The sequence below is a fragment of the Streptomyces fradiae genome (genome assembly GCF_041270065.1).
In the GTDB taxonomy this organism is placed as follows: Bacteria; Actinomycetota; Actinomycetes; order Streptomycetales; family Streptomycetaceae; genus Streptomyces.
Map to the genome: position 1 here is coordinate 3,591,296 of NZ_CP065958.1, position 24,728 is coordinate 3,616,023.

Sequence of the window (24,728 nt, forward strand, 5' to 3'; positions counted from 1 at the left end):
GATATTGCAGCCTTTTGAACCAAGGAAGCAGGGGCGGACGTCACGTCAGAACGTGCCGTCCGCCCCTGCTTTGACGAGAACTCATCAACCTTCTGGGGGGCCTCCGTTCACGGTGCGACGGTGGCACCCTTCGACGTCCCGTCGCGCTCCGCCGCGTCGTCCCCGACGGCCACCGAACGCCGCTTGGAGACCCGGACCGCCGCCACGATCACACCGATCGCGAGCACCGCGACCAGGGCCCGCAGCCAGGGGCTCGCGTCGGCCCCGAAGCTGAACTGCACGACCGCCGGGGCGATCAGCAGCGCGACCAGGTTCATCACCTTCAGGAGCGGGTTGATCGCCGGTCCCGCGGTGTCCTTGAAGGGGTCGCCGACGGTGTCGCCGATCACGGTCGCGGCGTGCGCGTCGCTGCCCTTGCCGCCGTGGTGCCCGTCCTCCACCAGCTTCTTGGCGTTGTCCCAGGCGCCGCCGGAGTTGGCGAGGAAGACGGCCATCAGCGCGCCGGTGCCGATGGCGCCCGCGAGGTACGAGCCGAGCGCGCCGACGCCGAGGGAGAAGCCGACCGCGATCGGGGCCGTGACGGCGAGCAGCCCGGGCGTGGCGAGCTCGCGCAGCGCGTCCTTGGTACAGATGTCGACGACCCGCCCGTACTCGGGTTTCTCGGTGTAGTCCATGATCCCGGGATGCTCGCGGAACTGCCGCCGCACCTCGTACACCACGGCCCCGGCCGACCGGGAGACGGCGTTGATCGCGAGTCCGGAGAAGAGGAAGACGACCGCGGCGCCGAGGATCATCCCGAAGAGGTTGTTGGGCTGCGAGATGTCCATGGAGAGGTTGGCCTCGCCGGCCCTGGCCCCGACGTCGGCGACGGCGGTCGCGATGGCGTCCCGGTAGGAGCCGAAGAGCGCGGAGGCGGCGAGGACGGCGGTGGCGATCGCGATGCCCTTGGTGATCGCCTTGGTGGTGTTGCCGACGGCGTCGAGGTCGGTGAGCACCTGCGCCCCGGCGCCCTCCACGTCGCCGGACATCTCGGCGATGCCCTGCGCGTTGTCGGAGACCGGTCCGAAGGTGTCCATGGCGACGATCACGCCGACCGTGGTGAGCAGCCCGGTGCCGGCCAGGGCCACCGCGAACAGCGCCAGCATGATGGAGGCGCCGCCGAGCAGGAAGGCGCCGTAGACGGCGAGGCCGATGAGCAGCGCCGTGTAGACGGCCGACTCCAGGCCGATGGAGACGCCGGCGAGGACGACGGTGGCGGGGCCGGTGAGCGAGGACTTGCCGATGTCGCGGACCGGGCGCCGGCCGGTCTCCGTGAAGTAGCCGGTGAGCTGCTGGATCAGCGCGGCGAGCACGATGCCGATGGCGACGGCGACCAGGGCGAGGATCCGCGGGTCGCCGTCATGGGCGGTGATGCCGGGCTCGGTGACGCCGTCGAGCTCGGCGTAGGAGGACGGCAGATAGGCGAAGGCGACAACGGCCACCAGGGCGAGGGAGATCACCGCGGAGAGGAAGAAGCCGCGGTTGATGGCGGTCATCCCGCTGCGGTCGGTGCGCCGCGGGGCCACCGCGAAGATGCCGATCATCGCGGTGACCACGCCGATCGCCGGGACGAGCAGCGGGAAGGCGAGGCCGAGGTCGCCGAAGGCGGCCTTGCCGAGGATGAGCGCGGCGACCAGGGTCACGGCGTACGACTCGAAGAGGTCGGCGGCCATGCCCGCGCAGTCGCCGACGTTGTCGCCCACGTTGTCGGCGATGGTGGCGGCGTTGCGCGGGTCGTCCTCGGGGATGCCCTGCTCGACCTTGCCGACCAGGTCGGCGCCGACGTCGGCGGCCTTGGTGAAGATGCCGCCGCCGACCCTCATGAACATGGCGATGAGCGCGGCGCCCAGGCCGAAGCCCTCCAGGACCTTCGGCGCGTCGGCGGCGTAGACGAGCACCACGCAGGACGCGCCGAGCAGTCCGAGCCCGACGGTGAACATGCCGACCACGCCACCCGTACGAAACGCGATCTTCATCGCCCGGTGCGACACATCCGTCAGGTTCCTCGCCGGTTCGCCCTCGGCCGGGGTCGCCTCACGGGCCGCCGCGGCGACCCGGACGTTCGCCCGTACCGCGAGCCGCATGCCGACATATCCGGTGACGGCCGAGAAAAGCGCGCCGACCAGGAAGAACAGCGAGCGTCCGGCCCGCTGCGACCAGTCGTCGGCGGGCAGCAGGAACAGCAGGAAGAACACGACGACGGCGAAGACGCCGAGGGTGCGCAGCTGCCGGGCGAGATACGCGTTGGCGCCCTCCTGCACCGCCGCCGCGATCTGCTTCATCTTCTCCGTGCCCTCGCCGGCCGAGAGGACCTGCCGGACGAGGAGCTGGGCGACGACCAGCGCCGCGAGCGCGACGCCCGCGACGACGACCACGATCACGCGGTTCTCCTGAGTGAGCACCGCGGCTGCGAGACCCGCCATTCCGTCCTCCTTGACGACGCGAGGTCAAGACAAGCCGGATTGTAAGGACGGAAACCTGATCAAAACAGGTCGCCGCAATGGTAATTCCCGAATACCTCACAAGTACCGCCGAATGCGGTAATGCCCTCAAAGCATTCCCGACCGGGCGCCCGGGCGCGAACGGAGGTGTGGGCCGGGGCATGAAAAAGAGGCCCTGCGGGGCAGGGCCTCTTCTCGTTCTCGGATCCGTCGCGCCGGGCGGGCCGGGCGGCGGAGGTCAGGCGAGCGCGGCGTCCGGGTTGGCGGGCCAGCTCATCCTGATGGTGCCGCCGTCCTCGCCGGCGCTCACTTCCACGTCGTCGACGAGCCCGCGGATCACCGCGAGACCCATCTCGTCCTCGCCGCCGGCGTCGTCGAAGTCCTCGGCGGGTGCCGGGGCCGCGTCCCGCTCACCGGGCACACCGGCGGCATCCGCTGCCGCCACGCCCGCGCCGGGCACCTCGTCGCCGACCTCGATGGAGAAGGACTTCTCCTCCTCGGTCAGGACGACTCGGACGGGGGTGGTGACCCCGTTGCTGCGGTGCAGCCCCACCGCGCGGGAACAGGCCTCGCCGACGGCGAGCCGGACCTCGTCGAGGACCGCCTCGTCGACCCCGGCCCGGCGCGCGACCGCGGCGGCCACCAGACGGGCCGTGCGGACGTGCTCGGGCTGGGCGCTGAAGAGCAGTTCAACGGTGGCCATGCGATCCCCCTGGGATTCTCGGCGGCTGCACGGGACGACGACTGACCGCGCGGGCTCAGTCGGCCGCGTTGATGGCCTCTTCGACCGAGGTGTGGATCGGGAACACCTTGGTCAGACCGGTGATCCGGAAGATCTTCAGAATGCGCTCCTGGTTGCACACCAGGCGCAGCGATCCCTCATGCGCGCGCACGCGCTTCAGACCGCCCACCAGCACGCCGAGGCCGGTCGAGTCGAGGAAGTCCACGCCTTCCATGTCGACAACCAGGTGGTAGCTGCCGTCGTTCACCAACTCGACCAACTGCTCGCGCAGCTTGGGCGCGGTATACACATCAATCTCGCCACCGACCTCGACGACCGTACGGTCGCCATTGGGGCCGGGCACAGTGCGAGTCGACAGAGACAGGTCCACGGGTCCTCCAGCACCTAGCTATCGAGCGGCCGTCCCTCGGGTCTCCCGGGCGGAGCCACGGGACGGATCGCCGGCCGCGATGGCATTCAATCACTTACCGGCAGCCATGCACGACGCCTTGGGAGCATTGTCCGTCACGCCGGTGACACACTCGGAGCCGATGGCCATGAATCACCGCCCCCGCCGACCCACGGGAGAAACGGGCAGCCGCCCCTCTCCCGGCGAGGTCCTCGACCGGCTCTCGCGAGGCGAGAGCCGGGCCGCGCGCATCACTCATACGGAGCACATGCCCGCCCGCGAGGGTCGGCATGCCGTGTGGCCGCACCGCATCCGGGCGGAAGTGATCGCGGCCGTCGAGCAGGCCGGGATCGAGCATCCCTGGGCCCACCAGGCGGAAGCCGCCGAGCACGCCCTGGACGGCAGCTCGGTGGTGATCGCCACCGGAACCGCCTCGGGCAAGTCGCTCGCCTATCTCACCCCCGTCCTCTCCACCCTCCTGGACGGCTCCGAGGCCGCGAACGGCCGCGGCGCCACCGCCCTGTACCTCGCGCCCACCAAGGCCCTCGCCGCCGACCAGCGGCGCGCCGTGCGCGCCCTCGCCGCCCCGCTCGGCAACCGGATCCGCCCCGCCGTCTACGACGGCGACACGCCGGTCGAGGAACGCGAGTGGGTCCGCCAGTACGCGAACTACGTGCTCACCAACCCCGACATGCTGCACCGGGGCATCCTCCCGTCCCACCCCCGCTGGTCCTCCTTCCTGCGCTCTCTGCGCTATGTCGTCGTCGACGAGTGCCACACCTACCGCGGCGTCTTCGGCTCCCACGTCGCCCAGGTGCTGCGCCGACTGCGCCGGATCTGTGCCCGTTACGGCTCCGAGCCGGTGTTCCTGCTGGCCTCGGCCACCTCCGCCGAGCCCGCCCTCGCCGCCGGCCGCCTCACCGGCCTCCCGGTCACCGAGGTCGCCGACGACGCCTCCCCGCGCGGCGAACTGGTCTTCGCCCTGTGGGAGCCGCCGCTGACCGAGCTCCACGGCGAGCAGGGCGCCCCGGTCCGCCGCACCGCCACCGCCGAGACCGCCGACCTGCTGACCGACCTGACCGTGCAGGGCGTCCGCTCGGTCGCCTTCGTACGCTCCCGGCGCGGCGCCGAGCTGATCTCGGTGATCGCCCAGGAACGTCTCGCCGAGGTCGACCGCTCCCTGGCCCGCCGGGTCGCCGCCTACCGGGGCGGCTACCTGCCCGAGGAGCGGCGGGCCCTGGAGCAGGCCCTGCACTCCGGCGAACTCCTCGGTCTGGCCGCCACCACCGCCCTGGAGCTCGGCGTGGACGTCTCCGGACTCGACGCCGTGGTGATCGCCGGCTATCCCGGCACCCGGGCCTCCCTGTGGCAGCAGGCCGGCCGCGCCGGGCGCTCCGGCGAGGGCGCGCTCGCGGTCCTGGTGGCCCGCGACGACCCGCTGGACACCTTCCTGGTCCACCACCCCGAGGCGATCTTCCAGCAGCCCGTCGAGTCCACCGTCCTCGACCCCGACAACCCCTACGTCCTCGCCCCCCATCTGTGCGCCGCCGCGGCCGAGCTGCCGCTCACCGACGCCGACCTGGCCCTCTTCGGCCCGGCCGTGCCCGGACTGCTGCCCCAGCTGGAGTCCGCCGGACTGCTCCGCCGCCGCTCCACCGGCTGGTACTGGACCCGCCGCGAGCGGGCCGCCGACCTCACCGACATCCGGGGCGGCGGGGGCAGCCCCGTCCGGATCGTCGAGGCCGGCACCGGCCGGCTGCTCGGCACGGTCGACGAGGCCGCCTCCCACACCGCCGTCCACGAGGGCGCCGTCCACCTCCACCAGGGCCGCACCTATCTCGTCCGCGAGCTCGACCTCAAGGACTCCGTGGCCCTCGTCGAGGAGGCGAACCCGCCCTATTCGACCGTCGCCCGCGACACCACCTCCATCTCCGTCCTGTCCACCGACACCGAGATCCCCTGGGGAGCCGGCCGCCTCTGCTACGGCTCCGTCGAGGTCACCAACCAGGTCGTCTCCTTCCTCCGCCGCCGTCTGATCACCGGCGAGGTGCTCGGCGAGACCAAGCTCGACCTGCCGCCCCGCACCCTGCGCACCCGGGCCGTGTGGTGGACGGTCACCGAGGACCAGCTCGACGCCGCCCGGATCAACCCGGAGATCCTCGGCGGCGCCCTGCACGCCGCCGAACACGCCTCCATCGGCATGCTCCCCCTCTTCGCCACCTGCGACCGCTGGGACATCGGCGGCGTCTCCGTGCCGCTCCACCCCGACACCCTGCTGCCGACGGTCTTCGTCTACGACGGGCACCCCGGCGGCGCCGGCTTCGCCGAGCGCGCCTTCCACACCGCCCGCGCCTGGCTCGACGCCACCCGCGAGGCCATCGCCTCCTGCGAGTGCGACGCCGGCTGCCCGTCCTGCATCCAGTCCCCCAAGTGCGGCAACGGCAACGACCCGCTCCACAAGCGCGGCGCCGTCCGCCTCCTCACGGAACTCCTCCGAGGGGCTCCGGACGAGGGGGCCGAGGGAGCCACGGCGGAGGGAGCCCCGCACGAGGACGCGCCTGATTCCCCGGCCGGCCGGCCGAATCTTCCGGGCCCGGCGGCGGCCCCGTAGGACTCCGCGGGCCGGGGATCGCCCCGGAGCCCGCTGGGCCCGCTCGCGATCTGACCTCACTCGCCCACGGACCGACGGCGACCCTCGCGGTGACGTCCGCGATGTCCTCACGGACCCGGCAGCGGGGCAGATCGGCCCCCTGGGCGGCGGCCACCCGGCCGACGGCCGCGCAGGCGCCCGCCTCGCCCCACAGGGCGCGGTCCGCCGCCGCGAGCGCCGCCAGATCGGCCGCCGCCCCTGCCCGGTGCCGGGCCGTGACCACCTGGCCGAGCGCGAGCACCGCACCGAACACCACGCACAGGGCGCACGCGGCGAACGCGGTCCACACCGTCGCCGCTCCCCGGTCCGCCCGGTCCGCCCGCCGCCGGCTCATGCCACCACCTCCCCCACCGTGTCCTCGGCGAGCGCCGCCGCCCCGGCCCGCAGGGTCAGCCCCAGACCGCCGGGCCCGGGCGCGGCCGCCTCGACGGTCACCCGCCACAGCTCGCCCTCCCGCACCACGGTCACCCGGGCGCCATCGGGGGCGGCCGCCCGGGCCGCGGCCTCGGCGGCCGGCACCGGCTCGGAGCGGGCCACCGCCCGCGCCCCGGCCCTGGCCGCGTCCACGCACTGGATCTGCCCGGCGGCGGCCGCCAGCGCCCACAGCAGCACCGCCGTGAACAGCACGAGCGCCGGCAGCGCTACCGCCGTCTCCGCGGTCACCGAGCCCCGGTCAGAACGGCACATCGAGAGCCTTTCCGATCACCGATTCCAGGGCCTTGGAGACCGTTCCGCTGGTGAGCACCTTGTAGAGCACGGCGGCGAAGGCCGCCGCGGCGATCGTGCCCATCGCGTACTCGGTGGTGCTCATCCCCGCGTCCCGCCGCGCCGCGGCCCTCCGGGCCCGCCACCACGCACCCAGCCGCTTCCTGACCTGCGTCTGCGCCTGCACCTTCACCTGCATCCTGAACCTCCTCGGGTCCGTCTCCGGACCCGTCGTCGTCTCGTCGGGCGTCCCTTCGGGGCGCCCCGTCCGTCCTCACCGGCCGCCGAGCAGTCCGCTCGCCAGGCCGATCACCACCGGCGCCACCCCCACCGCCAGGAAGGCGGGCAGGAAGCACAGCCCGACCGGCGCGGTGATCAGCACCTGCGCGCGCTGCGCCCGGGCGGCCGCCGTGCGGGCGCGGGCGGCCCGCAGCGCCTCGGCGTGGCGCGCCACGGCATCGGCCGCGGGCGCCCCGGAGGAGGCGGCCCGCTCCAGGCAGCGGGCCAGCCCCTCCGCGCCGGGTATCGCGCCGAACCTCCGCCACACCTCGGCCGGTTCGCCACCGAGCCGCAGCTCGGCGGCGGTGCGCACCAACCGCTCCCCGACCGGCCCGCCCAGGGACCGCCCCACCGCCTCGGCGGACTCCCCCGGCGGCGCACCGGCCGAAGCGCAGGCGGCCAACAGATCGGCCGCGAGCGGCAGCTGACGGGCCGTCTCGACCCGCTCCTCCTCCGTCGCCTCCCCGGCGGCCCCTCGGGCCCGCGCGCGCCGTTTCCCGAGGCACCAGACGCCCCAGGCGACACCGACCCCCACCGCCAGTCCGGGAAGCCCGCCGACGAACACGCCCCCGGCGAGACCCGCCACAGCGGGCACACCCCAGGCACGCACCCGTACGGGAAGCCCCGGCCGCCGGCGCCGCCCCGGCGCCTGCCCGGCCGCGAGCAGGGCCGCCGCCCGCCTTCGAGCCCGCCGCCCGCGCCGCCGATCGGCGAGGGTCAGCCCTAGGGCCGCAAGGGCCACCACCACGGTCAGCAGCGCGGTCACGGGCGCTCACCTCCCGGCAGGGGCTGAGCGGCCCACCATGAACCGGGCGCCTTCAGGGCGACCTCGCTGTGGCGGCAGGAGAGCCCCGCGTGGGCCCACACCGCCGTGAGCAGCGCGGTCACGAGCGCTCACCTCCTCGTTCGGTCCGGCCGGCCCACCACAGACCCGCGATCTCCAGGGCGCCACCGGCAAGGAAGCAGCCGATCCCCGCGAAGGCGCACATCGCCTTGAGCAGCGCCGTCACAGACGCTCACCTCCTCGCACGATCCGGGCCGCCCACCACAGACCCGCCGTCTCCAGGACCCCGCCGACGAACAGGCAGCCGAGCCCCGCAGGGGTGTGGAGCAGCACCCACAGGGGGCGGGCGCCGAGGGCCGAGCCGAGGCCGAGGCCGGCGACGGGGAGGACCGCGAGGACGGCCACCGTCGCCCAGGCCCCGGCCAGTTGGGCCCGCAGTCGTTCCTGCTGGTCCCGGTGGGACCGTAGGGCGGACTCCAGGCGGTCCAGGCCGGCGGCGAGGCCGGCGCCGCCGTCCACGGCGACCTGCCAGCAGGCGGCCATCCCGGCCAGGCCGTCGGCTCCGTCCCGGCGGGCGGCCCGGCGCAGTGCCTCGGGCACGTCCCCGCCGAAGCGGGCCGCCGCGAGGACGGCTGCCTCCTGGCCGCCGAGCGCCCCGCTGGTGCGGGCCGCGAACGTCAGCGCCTGGGCGGGCTGCCAGCCGGCCCGCAGTTCTCCCGCGACGGCTCCGCACAGCGCGACCACCCGGTCGGCCCGCTGCTCCCGCTCCCGGCGCGCCCGGGCCGTTCTCAGCCGGCGCCCGACCAGCGGCACGGCGAGGGCGCCCGCGAGGAGCGGCAGCGGTGAGGAGCCGAGCAGGGCCGGCACCCCGGCCGCCGGCAGGCACAGCCATTCGGGGCGGCCGCGCAGGCGCTCCCACCAGGGCCCGAGCGCCGTGCTCCAGGTCCGCGCCGGGCCGCCGGGGGCCGCCAGCACCGCCCGCGCCCGGCGGGCGGCCCGTTCGTGCCCCGCCGTCCAGGCCAGGGCGAGCACCGCGCACAGCGCCGCGCCGAGGACCGTCGCCGTCATCGCTCGCCCCCGATCAGCGCCCGCAGCCGGCCCCAGCCCCGCTCCCGCTGGAACCCGCCCGGTTTCCAGCTGAGCGCGGGCACCGTCACCACCAGACCCTCCCGGTCCCGTTCGAGAATGTGCACCTCGGCGATCCGACGGGTCCCGGACCGGTCGCGCACCAGGTGCAGCACCGCGGAGAGCCCGGCGCCCAACTGGCTGTGCAGGGCGGCCCGGTCGAGGCCCGCGGCCGTCCCCAGGGCCTCGAGCCGGGCGGGCACGTCCGCCGCCGCGTTGGCGTGGACGGTGCCGCAGCCGCCCTCATGGCCCGTGTTCAAGGCCGCGAGAAGATCAACAGCCTCGAAACCCCGGACCTCTCCGACGACCAGCCGGTCCGGCCGCATCCGCAGCGCCTGCCGCACCAGGTCCCGCAGGGTCACGAGACCCGCGCCCTCCTGGTTGGGCGGGCGGGCCTCCAGGCGCACCACGTGCGGGTGGTCGGGGCGCAGTTCGGCGGAGTCCTCGGCGATGACAATCCGCTCGCGCGGGCCGACCAGGCCGAGCAGCGTGGACAGCAGGGTGGTCTTGCCCGAGCCCGTACCGCCGCTGACGAGGAAGGACACCCGGGCCTCGATCAGCGCCCGCAGCACCGGTTCACCGCCGGGCGGGACGGTGCCCGCGTCCGTCAGCTCGGCCACCGAGAAGGCCCTGGGCCGCACCACCCGCAGGGACAGACAGGTCGAGCCGACGGCGACCGGCGGCAGGACGGCGTGCATGCGGGTGCCGTCGGGCAGGCGGGCGTCGACCCAGGGCCGCGCGTCGTCGAGCCGCCGGCCGGCCACCGCCGCGAGCCGCTGCGCCAGGCGCCGTACCGCCGCCGCGTCGGCGAAGGTCACCCCGGTCGTCTCCAGGCCGGCGCCGCGGTCGACCCAGACCCGGTCGGGTGCGGAGACCAGGACGTCGGTGACCCGTGGGTCGGCGAGCAGCGGCTCCAGCGGTCCGGTGCCGACCAGCTCGCTGCGCAATTGCTCGGCGGCGCCGAGCACTTCGGCGTCTCCGAGCAGACGTCCCTGGGCGCGGAGCGCCGCCGCGACCCGGGCCGGGGTCGGCTCGGCGCCGCTCTCGGCGAGACGCTGGCGGACGGCGTCGAGGAGTCCCGTACCGCTCATGCCGCACGCTCCGGGGTGAGGACCCGGTCCCAGAACGCGGCGCCGAACCGGGCGAGCCCGCTCCTGGCCTCCGCGCCGGGCGGGGGTCCGCCGTCGCCGGCCGTCGACAGGCCGGGGTCGTGGGGGAGTTCGCCGACCAGCGGAAGCCGGAGGGCGTCGGCGATCCACTGCTCGTCGAGCCCGGGCGCGTACGGCCCGCGGACGACGGCGCGTAGGTCGCGCACGACGGTGCCGACCGCGCCGGCCACCCGCTGGGCGGCGGCGACGGCGCGGAGTTCGCCGGGGACGAGCAGCAGTCCGAGGTCGAGCTGGGCGAGGGCCTCGGTGACCGTGTCGTCGATCCGGCGGGGCAGGTCGACCACGACGACCCCGCCGCGCCGCCGGGCGGCGGCGAGCACCGAGCGCATGGCCTCGGGCGGCACGAGCACCGGATCGCCGCGGTCCCAGCTGAGCACCCGCAGTCCGTGCGCCTCGGGCAGCGACTCCTCCAGTGCGGCGCCGGCCAGCCGGCCCTTCGAGGCGGCGAAGTCGGGCCAGCGGCGGCCCTCGGCGCGCTCTCCGCCGAGCAGGACGTCGAGGCCGCCGCCGAGCGGGTCGCCGTCGACGAGGAGGGTGCGCTGCCCGGCCCGGACGGCGGCGAGGGCCAGGGCGCAGGCCAGGGTGGAGGCCCCGGCGCCGCCGCGCCCGCCGATGACGCCGACGGTCGGGGCCTGCCGGCCGACGCCTTCGACGGCGTCGGCGAGCAGATCCACCAGCCGGCCCTCGTCGCCGGGCAGGATCAGCACGCCTTCCGCGCCGATCCGGACGGCCCGCCGCCATACGTCGGGGTCGTCGGGTTCCCTGCCGACGAGCAGCACGCCCGGCCTTCGGGCGGCGGTGCGGCAGCGGACCGCCGCGTCGTCGCCGACGAGCACGAGCGGCGGGTCGGTCCAGCTCGCCCGGCGCTCGGGCACGGTGTGGTGCACCTCGGGCTCGGCGCCCGCCGCCGCGCACAGCCGCAGCAGGTCGTCGAGCAGCACCAGGTCCTCGGTGACGAGCAGCGGCCGGACCGGCGGCCCGCCGCCTGCCCCCGTGCTCCGCTCCGCCGTGTCCCACTCCCCCGTGCCTCGCGCCGTCGTGCCTCGCACCGGCGTTCCGGAAGCCTTCGGTCCCTCCACGGCACCCACCCCTCACGTGATTCCTGCGGTTCGCGGACTTCGCGACCGGAATCACCGTGCAGCAGTCCCGGAAATCAAGTGGATCTTGCTCGAAAACTGTGGATAACCGGCTGCCTGTGAATAACTCCGTCACCCGATCCGGGACTACCCGGAGAGCGGCCCGACGACTACGCTGAGTGACGAAACGAGGGTTCGTGCGCGCACCCGGCCGTCGCGGCGACGCGGGCCGGAGGAAGGGGAGAAGATGAGTGAAGAATGGACGAAAACCCGTCCGGACATGCGACGACCCCCGCCGGGGGGGAGAGCGGGGGTCGTCTCTCCGGCCGACTCGGGGGGGAGGAGCCGGACCGGGTTAGCACGGTCGCGAACGATCCGTGACTTCCATGGTGTACCCGAGAGCCTTCTCAGGCAAACCCACGCGCCCCAGCGTACGCCGAATGGCGGGCACCTATGCTCGGGCACGTGGAAAACCACTCGATGCCGCGCGCAGCCGCCTTCTTTGACCTGGACAAGACGGTCATTGCGAAGTCCTCGACGCTGACCTTCAGCAAGTCCTTCTACCGGGGCGGACTGATCAGTCGCCGTGCCGCACTGCGGACGGCGTACATCCAGTTCGTGTTCCTGGTCGGCGGGGCCGATCACGACCAGATGGAGCGGATGCGCGAATACCTTTCCGCGCTCTGCAAAGGCTGGAACGTGGCCCAGGTGAAGCAGCTCGTAGCCGAGACCCTGCACGATCTGATCGACCCGATCATCTACGACGAGGCGGCCTCGCTCATCGAGGACCACCACGCCGCCGGCCGTGACGTCGTGATCGTCTCGACCTCCGGGGCCGAGGTCGTGGAGCCCATCGGCGAGATGCTCGGCGCCGACCGGGTGGTCGCCACGCGCATGGTGGTCGGCGAGGACGGCTGCTTCACGGGCGAGGTGGAGTACTACGCGTACGGCCCGACCAAGGCGGAGGCCGTCCGGGAGCTCGCCGAGTCCGAGGGCTACGACCTCTCGCGCTGCTTCGCGTACAGCGACTCGGCGACCGACCTGCCGATGCTGGAGGCCGTGGGCCACCCGTACGCGGTGAACCCCGACCGGGCGCTGCGCCGCGAGGCGACCTCGCGGGACTGGCCGGTCCTGGTCTTCGACAAGCCGGTCCGGCTCAAGCAGCGGCTGCCGGAGTTCCGGATGCCGCCGCGTCCGGCGCTCGTCGCCGCGGCGGCGGTGGGTGCGGCGGCGGCCACCGCGGGCATCGTCTGGTACGCCAGCCGCCGCCGGCAGGCCGCGCTCGCCCGCGCGGCGGCCCGGGCCATCGCCTGAGCCCGCGTCCCGGAGACCACGGGGCGGCCCACCGCCCCGACCTCGGGACTTGCCGATCCCTTTGCCCGGATTTGAGAAGGGCGCAAAGAAGCGGATTCAGGACTTTCGCTTCCATCCGGACAGGAGTAGAAAGGAATCAGGCCCGCGAGACCGGGGACATCCGAGAGGATCACCTGTTGAGCATGACGGCCCCACGGACCTGATGCACAGAAACCTGGCACCCACGCGACGTCGACCCTTCGATTAAGGGCCAGCCGCACCAGGCGCAGGGCAAAGTTCCCCGCCTGATGGGCACATATCGAGGACGCTTGGTAACTGGGTAGACGTGCCAGCGGCGGTACCGAAGTCTGGTACCGCCGCAACCCATGTCCGGGGGCGCCCGGAACGTACGAGAAGCGCTCAGGCCGCGCCGCGCTGCAGCGCCTCGCAGACGGCCGTCGACTCCCGCACCCCGAGTTCCACCGCGCGGCCGCAGTGCGCGATCCAGGCGCCCATGCCGTCCGGGTTCCCGGACAGATAGCCCTCGAAGGCGGCCAGGTACGCCGCCCGGCCCAGTTCCGCGTGGCCGACCTCGGCCGGGCAGATCGCCTTCGGGTCGAGACCGCTGCCGATCAGCACGATCCGCTCCGCCGCCCGCGCGATCAGGCCGTTGTACGAGGTGAAGGGGCGCAGCGCGAGCAGTTCGCCGTGCACCACGGCGGCCGTGACGAGCGCCGGGGCGTCGCCGCCCGCGATGATCAGGTCGGCGAGGCCGTCGAGCCGGCCGGAGACCTCCGCCGGGTCCGGCAGCGGCGCCTCGATCAGCGGCTCGTCCACCGGCTCGCCCGCCTGCCGCGGCCGGCCCGTCGACTCGCGCGGCTCGCCCTCGGCGACCAGGTGCAGCCGGGCCAGCACCCGCAGCGGCGACTGGCGCCAGATGGAGAGCAGCTGCCCGCTCTCGGCGCCCAGCCGCAGCGCCGCGCCGACCGTGCGGGCTTCCGGGTCCGCGCCGAAGTCGGTGCGCCGGCGGACCTCTTCGAGGGCCCAGTCGGCGCCCGCGAGCGCGGCGGAGCCGCGCGCGCCGCGCAGCGCCGCCTCGGCGGTGATCTCGTTGCTGCGACGGCGCATCACACGGTGGCCGTAGACCCGGTCGACGGCCTTGCGTACGGAGTCCACCGAGTCGGCGACGCCCGGCAGGGAGCCGAGGGCGGCCAGGGGGTCAGAGGCGTGCGTACTCATAAGTAGGGAGGCTACGCGCCTGCGGCTCGGACCCCACCTTGGAGTGGTCTTCTTCACGCACCTTGACCACGGCGAGCATTCATGCCACTACGCTAGGTGAACATGAAGATCGCTTTCGTGGGGAAGGGCGGCAGCGGCAAGACGACGCTGTCCTCGCTCTTCATCCGACACCTCGCCGCCGCCGGGGCCCCGGTCATGGCGGTCGACGCAGACATCAACCAGCACCTCGGAGCGGCGCTCGGCCTCTCCGACGAGGAGGCCGCCGCGCTGCCCGCCATGGGGGCGCATCTGCCGCTGATCAAGGAGTACCTGCGGGGCGCCAACCCGCGGATCGCCTCCGCCGACACGATGATCAAGACGACGCCGCCCGGGGCGGGTTCGCGGCTGCTCCGGGTCCGCGAGGACAACCCGGTGTACGAGGCCTGCGCCCGTCCGGTGGTCCTCGACGGGGACGGGATCCGGCTGATGGCGACGGGTCCGTTCACCGAGTCGGACCTCGGGGTGGCCTGCTACCACTCGAAGGTCGGCGCGGTGGAGCTGTGCCTGAACCACCTGGTGGACGGGCCGGACGAGTACGTGGTGGTCGACATGACGGCCGGTTCGGACTCCTTCGCGTCGGGCATGTTCACCCGCTTCGACATGACCTTCCTGGTGGCCGAGCCGACCCGCAAGGGCGTGTCCGTCTACCGCCAGTACAAGGAGTACGCGCGGGACTTCGGGGTCACGCTGAAGGTCGTCGGCAACAAGGTGCAGGGCCCGGACGACGTCGACTTCCTGCGCGCCGAGGTCGGCGACGACCTGCTGGTGACGGTCGGCCAATCCGACTGGGTGCGCTCGATGGAGAAGGGCCGCCCGCCGCTCTTCGAGCTCCTGGAGGCCACCAACCGCACGGCCCTGCAGCTCCTCCAGAACGCGGCGGACGACTCGTACGCCCACCGCGACTGGGAGCGCTACACGCGCCAGATGGTCCACTTCCACCTGAAGAACGCGGAGAGCTGGGGCAACGCCAAAACCGGGGCCGACCTGGCGGGTCAGGTCGACCCGGGCTTCGTCCTCGACGAGCGCCTCGCCGTGCCGCAGCCGAGCTGACGCGCTCGCCCCGCCCCGCCGGACGGAGTCCGGCACCGCTCCCGACGCCCGGGAGGCGCCCCGGCGCCGAGCGGTGCGAGGGGGCGAGAAAGAAGGGGCCGGGGCCGACCTGACCGCGCAGGTCGACCCCGACTTCGTACTGACGGAAGGGCTCAGCGCCGTTCAGCCGGCTTGACGGCGGCCGGCGCGGCCGGCTTGCCCGCCGCTCCGGCCGGGGCGGCGGGCTGCGGGGCCAGGAAGGACTGCCAGCCGGCGGCCGGGGCCTCGCCGACCTTCAGGGTGCGGAGCTTGGCGACGACCGCCGGGTCCTGGGCGTCGAGCCAGTCGGCGAGCTGGCGGAAGGAGACGCACTCGACGTCCTTCTGCACGCAGACCGTGGCGATGGTCTCCTCGATGGCGCGCATGTAGGTGCCGCCGTTCCAGGACTCGAAGTGGTTGCCGATGATCAGCGGCGCCCGGTTGCCCCGGTAGGAGCGCTCGAAGGCCTGCACCAGGCCGTCACGCATCTGGTTGCCCCAGTACTCGTGCATCGACGGGTCGCCCTTGGTCGTACCGGACTGGTTGACCAGGAAGTTGTAGTCCATCGACAGCGTCTGGAAGGCGCGGCCGGGGACCGGCACCAGCTGCATCGAGAGGTCCCAGAGGCCCTGGTCCTTCTTGGGCCAGATCTGGTCGTTGACGCCGCTGGTGTCGTAGCGGAAGCCCATCTGGGACGCCGCCTTCACGAAGTTCGCGCGGCCCTCCAGGCACGGCGTGCGGGCGCCGACGAGCTCCTTGTCGTAGTCGAACGGAAGCGGCTGCTCCGCCTTCAGTCCGGCATTGGTCTTCCAGTGCTTGACGAAGGACTTGGCCTGGTTGATCTCGCTCTTCCACTCGTCGACCGACCAGGTGCCGACACCTCCGTCCTTGCCGCAGAAGTGCCCGTTGAAGTGGGTGCCGATCTCGTTGCCCTCCTCCCAGGCGCCGCGCAGTTCGCGCACGGTGTCGCGGATGCCCTGGACGTCGTTGAAGCCGATGTCCGAGCGGCCCGGGGAGTGCTGCGGCGGGTCGTACATCTCGCGCTTGGACTCCGGCAGCAGGTAGACGCCGCTGAGGAAGTACGTCATGTTCGCGCCGTACTGCTTGCCGACCTTGCGGAAGTGGGAGAACAGCTTCTGGCTGTCCTCGCCCGCGCCGTCCCAGGAGAACACCACGAACTGCGGCGGCTGCTGACCCGGCTTCAGGCGCTGCCAGCTGGGCTGGTGGGGCTGCGCGCCGGTGAAGGCGGTGGAGCCGTCGCCGATCAGCCGGACCGCGCTCTGCGGGGCCGCGGCCGGGCCCTTCTTGGCGCCCGCGCCGCCCGGCGCGCCCTGTGGGGCGGAACCGCCGGAGCCCGAGCAGCCGGCGAGCCCGGCCGTGAGGGCGACGGCGAGGGCGCCGACGGCGAGCGCCCTCTTCTGGACAGTGGTCCTTCTCGCGGCGGCTGACATCCGCACACCTCTCCTCGTTGCGGCACGGTTCCTCGGATTTCCGTACAAGCGGCGACAACGTCGCACCACGACGGCCGGAGCGCGGCAACGACAAGCGGCATGACCACGTTCTGTCACCTGATCCGGTGAATCATTGCCCTGTTTGCCCCGAAAATAATGCCGGAGTCTTTACTCTCCATTACCATCCATTTACTGAGCGTTGATCAGTGACGATCGCTGTACCCGCCGCTGCACCCCGCACGAGCCGCGCCACGCTGCCCCTCCGGAGGAGACGGGAACATGACCCTCACCACCCCTGCCCGCACCACGAACCGGCCCCGCGTCCAGCGGCCGCACAGCCCACCGGACGGTCCGCGCCGCCGCTTCCGCATCGCCGGCGCGGACCTGTCCGCGTCCGTCGCCGTGTTCCTCATCGCGCTGCCGCTCTCCCTCGGCATCGCCCTCGCCACCGGTGCGCCGCTCCAGGCCGGTCTGGTGGCCGCCGCCGTCGGCGGCATCGTCGCCGGACGCCTCGGCGGCTCCCCGCTCCAGGTCAGCGGCCCGGCCGCCGGACTTACCGTGGTCACCGCCGAGTTGATCCAGCGCTACGGCTGGCGCACCACCTGCGCCGTCACGGTCCTCGCCGGACTGGCCCAACTCGGCCTCGCCGCCCTGCGGGTGGCGCGCTCCGCGCTCGCGGTCTCCCCCGCGGTCGTGCACGGGATGCTGGCCGGCATCGGCGTCACCATCGCCCTCGCCCAGCTGCACATCGTGCTCGGCGGGACGCCGCAGAGCTCCGCCGTGGACAACGCGCGGGGGCTGCCCGCCCAGTTGGCGCACGTGTCCGGCCCCGCGCTCGCCGTCAGCGCGCTCACCGTCGCCGTGCTGCTGGTATGGCCGCGGCTTCCCGGGCGTACGGGACGGCTGCTTCGTACGGCGCCCGCCGCGCTCGTCGCGGTGTCCGCCTCGACGACGGCCGCCACACTCGCCGGACTCGCCGTGCCCCGCGTGGACCTGCCCGCGTGGAGCAGCCACGCGCTGCCCGGACTGCCGGAGGGGCCGGTGCTCGGCCTCGCGGCCGGGGTGCTCACCATCACGCTCGTCACCAGCGTGCAGTCGCTGCTGTCCGCCGTCGCCGTCGACAAGCTGGCGGCGAAGCGAGCCGGCGAGACGGGCGGGGTCGCCCCGCCGCGCTCCCGGCTCGACCGCGAACTCGCGGGCCAGGGCGCGGCGAACGTCGTGTCCGGGGCACTCGGCGGCCTGCCGGTCGCGGGAGTCGCGGTACGCAGCGTCGCGAACGTCTCCGCCGGGGCGGTCGGCCGCAACTCCGCGATACTGCACGGTGTATGGGTCGTGCTCGCGGCGCTCTTCCTCGTACCGGTTCTCGACCTCATCCCGCTGCCCGCGCTGGCCGCCCTGGTGATGGTGGTCGGCATGCAGATGGTCAGCATCACCCACATCCGGACGGTCACCCGTCATCGTGAAGCGCTGGTGTACGCGGTCACGCTGGGTGGTGTGGCGTTCGTCGGGATTCTTCAGGGCGTGGCCCTGGGGATCGCGGTGGCGGTCACGGTGGCGCTGCACCGGCTGGCCCGTACCCGGATCACCCGCGAGGAGCGGGACGGGCACCAGGTGGTGCGGATCCGCGGCCAGTTGACCTTCCTGGCGGTGCCGCGGCTGAGCCGCGCGCTGCACCAGATCCCGGCCGGTGCCGACGCGGTCGTGGAGCTGGACGGCTCGTTCATGGACCATGCCGCCTATGAGGCACTGCACGACTGGCAGACCGCGCATCTGACGCACGGCGGGACGGTGGAGACGACCGGCCCGGGCGGCGGCCGGATCGCCGACGCGGGGGCGCACGGCGCGGGTACGGGCGAGGAGAGTGGCTCCGCCGCACACGGCGCGGGCAGACACGCCTGCTGCCGCCCGTGGACGCCGTGGCGCAACCACCAGTGCGGCGAGCAGCGGCCCTCGGGAGCCAAGAGTGCGCAGGCCGGCGAGGAACCGGGCGGCGGAGCCGTCGGGCACCGGCTGGCGAGCGGTATCGGCGCCTTCCAGCGGGACACCGCGCCGCTGGTGCGCGACGAGCTGGCCCGGCTGGCCAGGGAGGGGCAGCGGCCCTCGCAGCTCTTTCTGACCTGCGCCGATTCCCGGGTGGTGACGAGCATGATCACCTCCAGCGGTCCGGGTGATCTGTTCACCGTGCGCAATGTGGGCAATCTGGTGCCGCTGCCGGGCGAGGAGAGCGGGGACGACTCGGTGGCGGCGGCGATCGAGTACGCGGTGGAGGTGCTGCGGGTCGAGTCGATCACGGTCTGCGGGCACTCGGGCTGCGGCGCGATGCACGCCCTGCTGAGCAGCGGCCCTGACGACCCGCCGAGCCAGCTGCGCCGCTGGCTGCGGCACGGTCTGCCGAGTCTGGAGCGGATGGCGAGTCGTCGCCACGCGTGGGCGAGGATCTCCGGTCGGCTGCCGGCGGACGCCGTCGAGCAGCTGTGTCTGACCAATGTGGTGCAGCAGCTGGAGCATCTGCGGGCGTACGAGTCGGTGGCGCGGCGGCTCGCCGAGGGCACGCTGACGCTGCACGGGATGTACTTCCACGTGGGCGAGGCGCAGGCCTATCTGCTGGCCGGCACGGACGAGGTGCACAGCTACGACGACGTGTTCAACCATGTGCCGCCCGCGGCGGGCGGACCGGCGGCAGAACCGGTGGCCGGGCCGTCCGCAGGGGCGGCGGCGGGACCGGTGGACCGGGCGTGGGGGCGACAGGCCGCGCGCGCGTCCTGAACCTTCCGTTCCGTCCGTCCGTGCAAGTGTGTGACCCCTCGCTCCCCACCGCTCGGGGAACGAGGGGTCACCTCCCCATGTCACCCCACAGGTCTAAACCAATTGTCCGGAGCCTCTTGTCACCCGGGCATCCGCCTGATGAGCTATGACGCGGGACACACAGGCACATAGGACGCCCTGGGAAAGGGAGATGTCGTGAGCAACGAATCCTTGGCCAATCTGCTCAAGGAAGAGCGCCGATTCGCGCCGCCCGCCGAGCTGGCCGCGCACGCCAATGTCACGGCGGCGGCGTACGAGCAGGCCAAGGCGGACAGGCTGGGCTTCTGGGCCGAACAGGCCAAGCGGCTCAGCTGGGCCACCGAGCCGACCGAGACCCTGGACTGGTCGAACCCGCCGTTCGCCAAGTGGTTCGCCGACGGCGAGCTGAACGTCGCGTACAACTGCGTGGACCGGCACGTCGAGGCCGGCAACGGCGACCGGGTCGCCATCCACTTCGAGGGCGAGCCCGGCGACAGCCGCGCCATCACCTACGCCGAGCTCAAGGACGAGGTCTCCCGGGCCGCGAACGCCCTGACCGAGCTGGGCGTCCGCAAGGGCGACCGGGTCGCGGTCTATCTGCCGATGATCCCCGAGGCCGCCGTCACCATGCTGGCCTGCGCCCGCATCGGCGCCGCCCACTCGGTGGTCTTCGGCGGCTTCTCGGCCGACGCCGTCGCCTCCCGCATCCAGGACGCCGACGCCAAGCTGGTCGTCACCGCCGACGGCGGCTACCGCCGCGGCAAGCCGTCCGCCCTCAAGCCGGCCATCGACGAGGCCGTCGCCAAGTGCCCGCAGGTCGAGCACGTCCTCGTGGTCCGCCGCACCGGCCAGGACACCGCCTTCACCGAGGGCCGCGACGTGTGGTGGGACGACATCGTCGCCCGCCAGTCCGCCGAGCACACCCCCGAGGCCTTCGAGGCGGAGCACCCGCTCTTCATCCTCTACACCTCGGGCACCACGGGTAAGCCGAAGGGCATCCTGCACACCTCCGGCGGCTACCTCACCCAGGCCGCGTACACCCACCACGCCATCTTCGACCTCAAGCCGGAGAGCGACGTCTTCTGGTGCACCGCCGACATCGGCTGGGTCACCGGGCACACGTACATCGTCTACGGCCCGCTGGCCAACGGCGCCACCCAGGTCATGTACGAGGGCACCCCGGACACCCCGCACCAGGGCCGAGTGTTCGAGATCGTGCAGAAGTACGGCGTCACCATCCTCTACACGGCGCCGACGCTGATCCGCACGTTCATGAAGTGGGGCGACGACATCCCCGCCAAGTTCGACCTGTCGTCGCTGCGGGTGCTCGGCTCGGTCGGCGAGCCGATCAACCCCGAGGCGTGGATCTGGTACCGCAAGCACATCGGCGCCGACACGTGCCCGATCGTGGACACGTGGTGGCAGACGGAGACCGGCGCGGCGATGATCTCGCCGCTGCCGGGCGTCATCGAGACCAAGCCCGGCTCCGCGCAGCGCCCGCTGCCCGGCATCTCGGCCACCGTCGTCGACGACGAGGCCAACGAGGTGCCGAACGGGGGCGGCGGCTATCTGGTCCTCACCGAGCCGTGGCCGTCGATGCTCCGCACCATCTGGGGCGACGACCAGCGCTTCATCGACACCTACTGGTCGCGCTTCGACGGCAAGTACTTCGCGGGCGACGGCGCGAAGAAGGACGAGGACGGCGACATCTGGCTGCTCGGCCGGGTCGACGACGTCATGCTCGTCTCGGGCCACAACATCTCCACCACCGAGGTCGAGTCCGCGCTGGTCTCCCACCCGTCCGTCGCCGAGGCCGCCGTGGTCGGCGCCGCCGACGAGACGACCGGCCAGGCCATCGTCGCCTTCGTCATCCTGCGCGGCACGGCCAGCGAGGACGAGGCCCTCGTCGCCGAGCTGCGCAACCACGTCGGCGCGACCCTCGGCCCGATCGCCAAGCCGAAGCGGATCCTGCCGGTGGCCGAGCTGCCCAAGACCCGCTCCGGCAAGATCATGCGCCGGCTGCTCCGGGACGTCGCCGAGAACCGCGAGCTGGGCGACGTCACGACGCTGACGGACTCCTCGGTCATGGACCTCATCCAGACCAAGCTGCCGGCCGCGCCCAGCGAGGACTGAGCTGCCGACTGATTGGCAGAACCGCAGGTGAGCGCCCGTTCCGGAGCATCCGGGGCGGGCGCTTCCGCATGCTCCCGAGATGCCCAGGGACGCACCCGGGACGCACCCGGGACGCACCCGAGGTTATCCACAGGGCGTTGTCCACAGGGGGTGCCGGTGTCCGTGTATGCCCCTAAAGTGAAGATCACCGGACACCACCGAGCACCGTTAGGTAAGGTAAGGACCGCGTCAGTGACGCGACAAGAACACCTAGGTGCGCCGGGAAGTCTGGTCGGCATGTGCTAAGCCCTGCCCACCGACCGGAGGTTCTCACCGTGCCCGCGTCCGCGCCCCAGCCCACCGACCGCAGGTTCCTCGGCCGCCTCCCCCTGCCCGAGAGCCGCTTCGTCGCCGACGCGCTGCGCACGGAGACCGTCGGCGGCGTGCTGCTGCTGATCGCCGCGGTGGTCGCGCTCATCTGGGCCAACACCCCGCTGAAAGACAGCTACGCGGCCGTGCAGGACTTCCACCTGGGTCCGGCCGCCCTCGGCCTCGATCTCTCGGTGGAGCACTGGGCCGCCGACGGCCTCCTCGCGATCTTCTTCTTCGTCGCCGGCATCGAGCTCAAGCGCGAGCTCGTCGCGGGCGAACTGCGCGAGCCCAAGGCCGCCGCGCTCCCCGTCATCGCCGCGATATGCGGCATGGCGGTACCCGCTCTGGTCTACACCGTGGTCAACGCGGTCGGCGGCGGCAACCTCGGCGGCTGGGCCGTGCCCACCGCCACCGACATCGCCTTCGCGCTCGCCGTCCTCGCCGTGATCGGCACCTCGCTGCCCTCGGCGCTGCGGGCCTTCCTGCTCACCCTCGCCGTCGTCGACGACCTGCTCGCGATCCTGATCATCGCGATCTTCTTCACCGACAGCCTCAACTTCGCCGCCCTCGGCGGCGCCTTCGCCGGCCTCGCCGTCTTCTGGCTGCTGCTGCGCAAGGGCGTCCGCGGCTGGTACGTGTACGTGCCGCTGGCCCTGGTCATCTGGGGCCTGATGTACAACAGCGGCGTCCACGCCACCATCGCCGGCGTGGCCATGGGCCTGATGCTGCGCTGCACCACCCGCGAGGGCGAGGAGCACTCCCCCGGCGAGCAGATCGAGCACCTGGTCCGGCCGCTCTCCGCCGGTCTCGCCGTGCCGCTGTTCGCGCTGTTCTCCGCCGGGGTCACCATCTCCGGCAAGTCCATCGGCGACGTGTTCACCGAGCCCGTCACCCTCGGCGTGGTCCTCGGACTCGTCGTCGGCAAGGCGGTCGGCATCTTCGGCGGCACCTGGCTCACCGCCCGCTTCACAAAGGCGGAGCTCAACCCCGACCTGGCCTGGCCGGACGTCTTCGCCGTCGCCACCCTCTCCGGCATCGGCTTCACCGTGTCGCTGCTCATCGGCGAACTGGCTTTCGAGGACGACCCCGCGCTGACGAGCCAGGTGAAGGCCGCGGTCCTGGCCGGCTCCCTGATAGCCGCCGTCCTCGCCTCCGTACTCCTGAAGCTGCGGGTGCGCACCTACCAGGCGCTGTGCGCCGAGGAGGAGCGCGACGAGGACCAGGACGGCATCCCCGACATCTACGAGGAGCACACCCCCGAGTACCACCTGCGGATGGCCGAGATCCTCGAGCGGAAGGCCGCCGAGCATCGCGAGCGCGCCCAACTGGCGGGGGCGTCGCGCGATGAGGCCGACCGTCCGGCATGATCTGAGGGCAGACGACACAGGAGAAGAGGGAGCAGCCATGAGCGACCCGTTCGACGGAACCGAGCGCAGCCTCGGCCAGCTGGTCGCCTCGGCGACCGCCGAGATGTCCGCCCTGGTGCACGACGAGCTCGCCCTCGCCAAGGCCGAGATCCGCCAGGACGTGAAGCGCGGCGCGATCGGCAGCGCAGCGTTCATCACCGCCGGGGTGGTGCTGCTGTTCTCCCTGCCGATGCTGAGCTTCGCGCTCGCCTACGCCATCAACACCTGGACCGGCGGGCACAACGGCAACGGCGGCTGGAACATGATCTGGTGCTTCCTGCTGTCCTTCGCCGCGAACGTGCTGCTCGCGGGCCTGCTCGGGCTGATCGCGTACGCCAAGTTCAAGAAGGTCAAGAAGCCGGAGAAGTCCATCGCCTCCGCCAAGGAGACCGCGGCGGTCATGCAGAACGTCAAGCCGCACCCGCGGCCGGTCGCGGCGGACGCGGCCCGGATCGCCCTGGACAAGGGCGAGACTGTGGCACGCTCGTCCGCATGACCGTCCCTGAGAGCAGCAGCGCCAACGGCGGGAGCCCCGTCCGCATCGACGGGCCGTGGACCCACCGCGACGTCGCGGCGAACGGCGCCCGCTTCCACATCGCCGAGATGGGCGACGGCCCCCTGGTGCTGCTGCTGCACGGCTTCCCGCAGTTCTGGTGGACCTGGCGCCACCAGCTGCCGGCCCTCGCCGAGGCCGGCTTCCGGGCGGTGGCGATGGACCTGCGCGGCGTCGGCGGCAGCGACCGCACGCCCCGCGGTTACGACCCGGCCAACCTGGCCCTCGACATCACCGGCGTGATCCGCTCGCTCGGCGAACCGGACGCGGCCCTCGTCGGCCACGACCTGGGCGGCTATCTCGCCTGGACGGCCGCCGTGATGCGCCCCAAGCTGGTGCGCCGGCTCGTCGTCTCGTCGATGCCGCACCCGCGCCGCTGGCGTTCGGCGATGCTCTCCGACTTCGCGCAGACCCGTGCCGGTTCGTACGTGTGGGGCTTCCAGCGCCCGTGGCTGCCGGAGCGTCAGCTCGTCGCCGACGAGGCGGCGCTCGTGGGGCGGCTCATCCAGGACTGGTCAGGACCGGACCCGCGCGCGGCGGCCGACGAGGCGGAGGCCCTCGCGGTCTACCGGCGGGCCATGTGCATCCCGTCGACCGCGCACTGCTCCATCGAGCCGTACCGGTGGATGGTGCGCTCGCTGGCCCGTCCGGACGGCATCCAGTTCAACCGGCGCATGAAGCGGCCGGTGCGGGTGCCCACGCTGCATCTGCACGGTTCGCTCGACCCGGTGATGCGGACCCGCAGCGCGGCCGGCTCCGGGGAGTACGTGGAGGCGCCCTACCGCTGGCGGCTGTTCGACGGCCTCGGGCACTTCCCCCACGAGGAGGACCCGGTGGCGTTCACCACCGAGCTCGTCAACTGGCTGAAGGACCCCGAGCCCGACCGCTGAGCCCGGCGGCCGAGCCGGCGACCGAGTCGGCGGCTGAATCGGCGGCGCACAGGGATCCGTCGAACTGCCATGTGCCTCGCGCATACTCCAATTGGCGGGCCCCCGGGCGGTTACCGACCTTGG

General features: G+C 72.9%; 20 protein-coding genes and 1 pseudogene. 8 read left to right on the forward strand and 13 right to left on the reverse strand.

Annotation, left to right across the window (positions count from 1 at the left end; genetic code table 11):
* Nucleotides 1–107: 107 nt before the first annotated feature.
* The 3 genes from JAO84_RS16155 to JAO84_RS16165 all read right to left on the reverse strand — a co-directional run bounded on the left by JAO84_RS16155 (nucleotide 108) and on the right by JAO84_RS16165 (nucleotide 3,592).
* Nucleotides 108–2,462 carry a sodium-translocating pyrophosphatase gene (locus JAO84_RS16155; protein ID WP_370413527.1) on the reverse strand — a complete coding sequence of 785 codons (2,355 nt, stop codon included), beginning with the start codon at nucleotides 2,460–2,462 and terminating at the stop codon, nucleotides 108–110.
* Between the two features lie 256 nt (nucleotides 2,463–2,718).
* Nucleotides 2,719–3,183 (reverse strand): ATP-binding protein, encoded by a 465-nt coding sequence (locus JAO84_RS16160; protein WP_265865259.1) that lies wholly within the window; start codon nucleotides 3,181–3,183, stop codon nucleotides 2,719–2,721.
* A gap of 55 nt (nucleotides 3,184–3,238) precedes the next feature.
* A complete protein-coding gene (locus tag JAO84_RS16165; RefSeq protein ID WP_265865258.1) occupies nucleotides 3,239–3,592 on the reverse strand; it encodes an STAS domain-containing protein in 354 nt (117 codons plus the stop codon).
* Between the two features lie 79 nt (nucleotides 3,593–3,671).
* On the opposite strand from JAO84_RS16165, the gene JAO84_RS16170 reads away from it, so the two are divergent.
* A complete protein-coding gene (locus JAO84_RS16170; RefSeq protein WP_370413528.1) occupies nucleotides 3,672–6,221 on the forward strand; it encodes a DEAD/DEAH box helicase in 2,550 nt (849 codons plus the stop codon).
* Between the two features lie 94 nt (nucleotides 6,222–6,315).
* On the opposite strand, the pseudogene JAO84_RS16175 reads toward JAO84_RS16170, so the two are convergent.
* From JAO84_RS16175 to ssd, 8 genes and pseudogenes are all read right to left on the reverse strand, one after another.
* Nucleotides 6,316–6,594, reverse strand: a pseudogene (locus JAO84_RS16175) (Rv3654c family TadE-like protein); the annotation flags it as partial.
* The gene (locus tag JAO84_RS16180; protein WP_370413529.1) at nucleotides 6,591–6,923 is read right to left on the reverse strand and encodes a TadE family type IV pilus minor pilin; all 333 of its coding nucleotides are present in this window, start codon (nucleotides 6,921–6,923) and stop codon (nucleotides 6,591–6,593) included. The gene JAO84_RS16180 and the pseudogene JAO84_RS16175, both read right to left, overlap by 4 nt.
* 10 nt (nucleotides 6,924–6,933) lie before the next feature.
* Nucleotides 6,934–7,164 carry a DUF4244 domain-containing protein gene (locus JAO84_RS16185; protein WP_370413530.1) on the reverse strand — a complete coding sequence of 77 codons (231 nt, stop codon included), beginning with the start codon at nucleotides 7,162–7,164 and terminating at the stop codon, nucleotides 6,934–6,936.
* A 75-nt stretch (nucleotides 7,165–7,239) separates the two neighbouring features.
* Nucleotides 7,240–8,010 (reverse strand): type II secretion system F family protein, encoded by a 771-nt coding sequence (locus JAO84_RS16190; protein WP_370413531.1) that lies wholly within the window; start codon nucleotides 8,008–8,010, stop codon nucleotides 7,240–7,242.
* 118 nt (nucleotides 8,011–8,128) lie between these two features.
* The gene (locus JAO84_RS16195; RefSeq protein ID WP_370413532.1) at nucleotides 8,129–8,254 is read right to left on the reverse strand and encodes a hypothetical protein; all 126 of its coding nucleotides are present in this window, start codon (nucleotides 8,252–8,254) and stop codon (nucleotides 8,129–8,131) included.
* The gene (locus tag JAO84_RS16200; RefSeq protein ID WP_370413533.1) at nucleotides 8,251–9,096 is read right to left on the reverse strand and encodes a type II secretion system F family protein; all 846 of its coding nucleotides are present in this window, start codon (nucleotides 9,094–9,096) and stop codon (nucleotides 8,251–8,253) included. The genes JAO84_RS16195 and JAO84_RS16200 overlap by 4 nt, the downstream gene beginning before the upstream one ends.
* Complete coding sequence (locus tag JAO84_RS16205; RefSeq protein WP_370413534.1) at nucleotides 9,093–10,244, reverse strand: TadA family conjugal transfer-associated ATPase; 1,152 nt, start codon at nucleotides 10,242–10,244, stop codon at nucleotides 9,093–9,095. Before JAO84_RS16205 ends, JAO84_RS16200 begins: the two co-directional genes overlap by 4 nt.
* Nucleotides 10,241–11,371 carry a septum site-determining protein Ssd gene (ssd, locus tag JAO84_RS16210; RefSeq protein WP_370413535.1) on the reverse strand — a complete coding sequence of 377 codons (1,131 nt, stop codon included), beginning with the start codon at nucleotides 11,369–11,371 and terminating at the stop codon, nucleotides 10,241–10,243. Before ssd ends, JAO84_RS16205 begins: the two co-directional genes overlap by 4 nt.
* Before the next feature lie 480 nt (nucleotides 11,372–11,851).
* Here ssd and JAO84_RS16215 point away from each other — a divergent pair, with 480 nt between their 5' ends.
* Nucleotides 11,852–12,712, forward strand: coding sequence for an HAD family hydrolase (locus JAO84_RS16215; protein ID WP_370413536.1), 861 nt, complete (start codon nucleotides 11,852–11,854; stop codon nucleotides 12,710–12,712).
* 399 nt (nucleotides 12,713–13,111) lie between these two features.
* Here the strand turns inward: JAO84_RS16215 and JAO84_RS16220 are convergent, their stop codons facing one another.
* On the reverse strand, nucleotides 13,112–13,930 hold the full coding sequence (locus tag JAO84_RS16220; RefSeq protein ID WP_370413537.1) for an oxidoreductase: 819 nt from the start codon (nucleotides 13,928–13,930) through the stop codon (nucleotides 13,112–13,114).
* 102 nt (nucleotides 13,931–14,032) lie between these two features.
* Here JAO84_RS16220 and JAO84_RS16225 point away from each other — a divergent pair, with 102 nt between their 5' ends.
* Entirely contained in the window at nucleotides 14,033–15,019 is a 987-nt protein-coding gene (locus JAO84_RS16225; protein WP_370413538.1) for an ATP-binding protein, read from the forward strand.
* Between the two features lie 152 nt (nucleotides 15,020–15,171).
* Here JAO84_RS16225 and JAO84_RS16230 read toward each other — a convergent pair whose 3' ends face one another.
* Nucleotides 15,172–16,488, reverse strand: coding sequence for a hypothetical protein (locus JAO84_RS16230; protein ID WP_370413539.1), 1,317 nt, complete (start codon nucleotides 16,486–16,488; stop codon nucleotides 15,172–15,174).
* Between the two features lie 279 nt (nucleotides 16,489–16,767).
* On the opposite strand from JAO84_RS16230, the gene JAO84_RS16235 reads away from it, so the two are divergent.
* The 5 genes from JAO84_RS16235 to JAO84_RS16255 all read left to right on the forward strand — a co-directional run bounded on the left by JAO84_RS16235 (nucleotide 16,768) and on the right by JAO84_RS16255 (nucleotide 24,605).
* Nucleotides 16,768–19,254, forward strand: a complete 2,487-nt coding sequence (locus JAO84_RS16235; RefSeq protein ID WP_370413540.1) for a bifunctional SulP family inorganic anion transporter/carbonic anhydrase — start codon at nucleotides 16,768–16,770, stop codon at nucleotides 19,252–19,254.
* A gap of 195 nt (nucleotides 19,255–19,449) precedes the next feature.
* Entirely contained in the window at nucleotides 19,450–21,405 is a 1,956-nt protein-coding gene (gene acs, locus JAO84_RS16240; protein ID WP_370413541.1) for an acetate--CoA ligase, read from the forward strand.
* Between the two features lie 314 nt (nucleotides 21,406–21,719).
* Nucleotides 21,720–23,123 (forward strand): Na+/H+ antiporter NhaA, encoded by a 1,404-nt coding sequence (gene nhaA, locus JAO84_RS16245; protein ID WP_370413542.1) that lies wholly within the window; start codon nucleotides 21,720–21,722, stop codon nucleotides 23,121–23,123.
* 37 nt (nucleotides 23,124–23,160) lie between these two features.
* On the forward strand, nucleotides 23,161–23,658 hold the full coding sequence (locus JAO84_RS16250; RefSeq protein WP_370413543.1) for a phage holin family protein: 498 nt from the start codon (nucleotides 23,161–23,163) through the stop codon (nucleotides 23,656–23,658).
* Nucleotides 23,655–24,605 carry an alpha/beta fold hydrolase gene (locus JAO84_RS16255; protein ID WP_370413544.1) on the forward strand — a complete coding sequence of 317 codons (951 nt, stop codon included), beginning with the start codon at nucleotides 23,655–23,657 and terminating at the stop codon, nucleotides 24,603–24,605. The genes JAO84_RS16250 and JAO84_RS16255 overlap by 4 nt, the downstream gene beginning before the upstream one ends.
* Nucleotides 24,606–24,728: the final 123 nt, after the last annotated feature.